The following is a 3,554-nucleotide window of genomic DNA, read 5'->3' as shown; positions in this document are numbered from 1 at the left end:
GCTCGTAGGTGATCCGCCGGTCGGCTTCGGTGACCGCGCGCCTGATCAGCCGCGCCGTCTCGTCGGCCGTCGCCGCCAACGGCACGGCGTTCCCGCGGCTCTTGCTCATCTTGCCGCCGTCCAGCCCCGCCACCGAGGGCGCCTCCGACAGCAGCGCCTCGGGCACCGGGAACACCGGCCCGTACCGGCGCGCGAACCGCCGGGCCACGGTCCGGGTGAGCTCCAGATGCGGAAGCTGGTCCCGTCCGACCGGCACCACCTCGGCCCGGCAGAACAGGATGTCAGCAGCCTGATGGACGGGATAGGTGAACATCAGCCCACTCGCCGCCTCCTGCCGAGAATGCTCCATCTCGTCCTTGACGGTGGGGTTGCGGCTCAGCTCGGCGACCGTGACGAGGCTGAGGAACGGCAGCAGGAGCTGGTTGAGCTCCGGCACCGCGCTGTGGACGAAGATCGTCGCGGTGGCGGGGTCGATCCCGGCGGCCAGATAGTCCAGGACGAGGTCCTCGACATGGTCCTGGAGCCGGTCCGCCACGTCCCGGTCGGTCAGGACCTGGTAGTCGGCGATCACGACGAACAGGTCGGCGCCCCCGCGCTGCAACCGAACCCGGTTGCGCAGGGTGCCGAAGTAGTGGCCCAGATGCAGACGGCCGGTCGGCCGGTCGCCGGTCAGGACCCGGGTGCGGGGCAGGAGGTTCTCCACGGTTCTGTCTCCTTGCTGTGATGGGAGACGGCCTCATGGCGGGAGGAACCCGGGGAAAACGAAAGAGGCCGTCCGGGATGAACGGCCTCACGGGTTGCGTAGGGGACCGCTCCTTAGGAGGAGCGCCACCAGTCGCGACAGTACCCGTTGGTCATACCCGGCATCCTAGCCGCCCGCGACGCGGGATGATCGGAGGGAATCCCCTGAAAGGACCGACAGATGACCGACCTTGTGGCAGCGCTCCGGGCGACGGAACCCAAGGAGCGTCAGACGCGCCTTATCGAGGTGCTCGTCGAGGCGTTCGCCCCGCTGATGGAGCGGTCGCCCGCCGAATTCCGGCGCAGGTTCCGGAAGATGGCCTCCGACCCGTTCGCGTTCTACCGGGGCAGCGCGCCGATCTTCTACGCCGACATCGTCGGGGACGCCGACCGGTGGGCCGACGAGCGGACCGGGCGGGTGTGGATCCAGGGCGACCTGCACGCGCAGAACTTCGGCACCTACATGAACGACGACGGCGTGTTCATGTTCGACGTCAACGACTTCGACGAAGCCTACGTGGGCTCCTTCACCTGGGACGTGAAGCGGCTGGTGGCGAGCGTCGCGCTGATGGCGTGGAGCAAGGCGATCTCCGACGCCGACATCACCCGGATGATCGAGACCTATGTGCGGGCCTACGTCGACCAGGTCCGGTTCTACGCCAGGTCCGAGCCCGACGAGCAGTGGGCGCTGACCCTCGACACCGCCCACGGCCACGTCAGGGACGTGCTCATCGAGGCGATCTCCAGCACCAGGGTCGAGCTGCTGAACCGGCTGACGACGGTGGACGGCCACGAACGCCGGATGGCCCGCACCGCCGGGATCCGCGTCCTGGACGACGCCGAACGCGCGAAGGTCGAGGCCGCCTACGCCGCCTACCTGGAGACCATCCCGTCGGACAAGCGGTTCGGCAGCCTCACCTACCGGATCAAGGACGTGGTGGGGGCGTCCGGGTTCGGGATCGGCTCGGCGGGCCTGACGGCCTACAACATCCTCGTCGAGGGGGCCAGTCAGGCCCTGGAGAACGACGTGATCCTCTCGGTGAAGCAGGGCAACGTCGCCGCCCCGTCCCGGGTGGTCACCGACCCCGAGGTCGCCGCCTACTTCCGGCACCACGGCCACCGCACGGCGGTCTCGCGCCGCGCGCTCCAGGCCAACACCGACCCGTGGCTCGGCCACACCGAGATCGACGGGGTCGGTTTCGTCGTCCAGGAGCTGTCGCCGTACGAGGCGGACCTCGACTGGTCGGGGATGACCGAGCCCGACGAGATGATCGAGCTCCTCGCCGACCTGGGCCGTGCCACCGCCAAGATCCACTGTGTGTCGGACAGCGATTCCGATCACACGCTGGTGCCGTTCCAGGTCGAGGACGCCATCGACGCCGTCATCGGCCCGGACGAGTCGGAGTTCGTCGCGGCCATGGTCGCGTTCGGCCACGGGTACGCAGCCGTCGTCCGGGACGACCACGCCCTGTTCGTCAACGCGTTCCGGGAGGGGCTCATCCCGGGGCTCGCACCGACCGTCTGAGCGGTCCCGTCCGCCGCCTGAGTAAAGAGTGTTGTCAGAATGCGGGGCCCGTGCACGCTGCGTGCACGGGCCCCTTCGTCGTCTCGGCGGCTCCGTCTCCGGCCCCGTCTCCGGGTCACAGGGTGTGACTTCGGACGCCTCGCGCGGCCCCGCCGAAGCCCCCTCGGACGGCCGCTGAGTAAAGACTGTTTACCGAATGCCGTCCGTATACTGAGACGATCCGTGATCTTCCGGGCTGTCGGGGGAGTGCTCGCAGACCCCGCGAAAGGCCTCGTTCCGGGCGGATAGCACGGTGCTCATGTCACGTTCGTGAGCTCCTGTGACGCCCAGGTCAAAGGTAGATCTTTGCAGGTCAGCAGCCTTAAGGATCCCTTAAGGGGAAGGCCTTTCCGGGGCTGTTGGATCACGGATTGGTTGCGGATCGGGTGATCTCGATGACCTCCGCTTGACGTGAGCTGGCACACCTCATACCTTCACCTCATTCATTAGGACAGTTTCCTAATAGTTAATCTTCGTGACGGGGGAGGAGGAGTGAACATGAACCAGCGCGTTCCCGGAACCCCGGCGCTCCTCCGGGCCATCAACGACCGGGCCGCCCTCAAAGCGCTCCTGGAGCACGGCCCGCTGACCCGCCCGGAACTCGGCGATCTGACCGGCCTGTCGAAGCCCACCGCGTCCCAGCTCCTGCAGCGCCTGCGCGACGCCGGGCTGGTCGTCCTGGAGGGCCGCCGCGGCGGCAACCTCGGACGCACCGCCGAGGAGTACGGCATCAACCCGCGCGCCGCGTTCGTCTGCGGCCTGGACATCACGCCCAACCGGATCGAGGCCGTCGTCTCCGACCTCATTGGCGGGATCGCCGGCGAGTTCCGGCTGCCGACCCCGTCGCGGTCCGGCGGCAAGGCCGTCGAAGAGGTCAAGGCGGCCGTGGACGGCGCCTGCTCCGCCGCCGGGATCACCTCGGCGGAGCTGTCGCGGGTCGTCGTCGGCGTCCAGGGCGCCGTCGACCCGGCCACCGGGCGGCTCGGCTACTCCCGTCATCTGCCGGGCTGGCAGATCCCCGACCTGGTCGGCGCGCTCAAGAAGGCGCTGAACACGCAGGTCGAGGTCGAGAACGACGTCAACCTGGTCGCCCTCGCCGAACAGGCGCACGGCGCGGCCCACGGCCACGAGGACTTCGTGGTCCTGTGGGTCGGCGCGGGCATCGGCATGGCGCTGGTCATGGGCGGACGCCTCCACCGCGGCGCGAGCGGCGGCGCCGGCGAGGTCGGCTACATGCCGGTGCCCGGCG

At 69.0% G+C, this 3,554-nt stretch carries 3 protein-coding genes; 2 read left to right on the top strand and 1 reads right to left on the bottom strand.

Annotated elements, in window-relative coordinates; genetic code table 11:
• The coding region (trpS, locus tag ACYVE7_RS31095) for a tryptophan--tRNA ligase (RefSeq protein WP_460369764.1) at nt 1-703 on the bottom strand (703 nt) is incomplete at its 3' end.
• Between the two features lie 219 nt (nt 704-922).
• Here trpS and ACYVE7_RS31090 point away from each other — a divergent pair.
• Nucleotides 923-2,266: a DUF2252 domain-containing protein gene (locus ACYVE7_RS31090; protein ID WP_460369762.1), complete on the top strand. Its 1,344-nt coding sequence runs from the start codon at nt 923-925 to the stop codon at nt 2,264-2,266.
• 537 nt (nt 2,267-2,803) lie between these two features.
• A partial coding sequence (locus ACYVE7_RS31085; RefSeq protein ID WP_460369760.1) for an ROK family transcriptional regulator occupies nt 2,804-3,554 on the top strand: 751 nt, incomplete at its 3' end.

The sequence above is a fragment of the Actinocorallia lasiicapitis genome (assembly GCF_054778695.1).
This window is presented reverse-complemented; position numbering and strand designations above follow the sequence as displayed.

What these genes read in the sequence shown, in the direction of transcription:
- ACYVE7_RS31090 (WP_460369762.1), top strand. Translation starts at nt 923, where the DNA reads ATGACCGACCTTGTGGCAGCGCTCCGGGCGACGGAACCCAAGGAGCGT.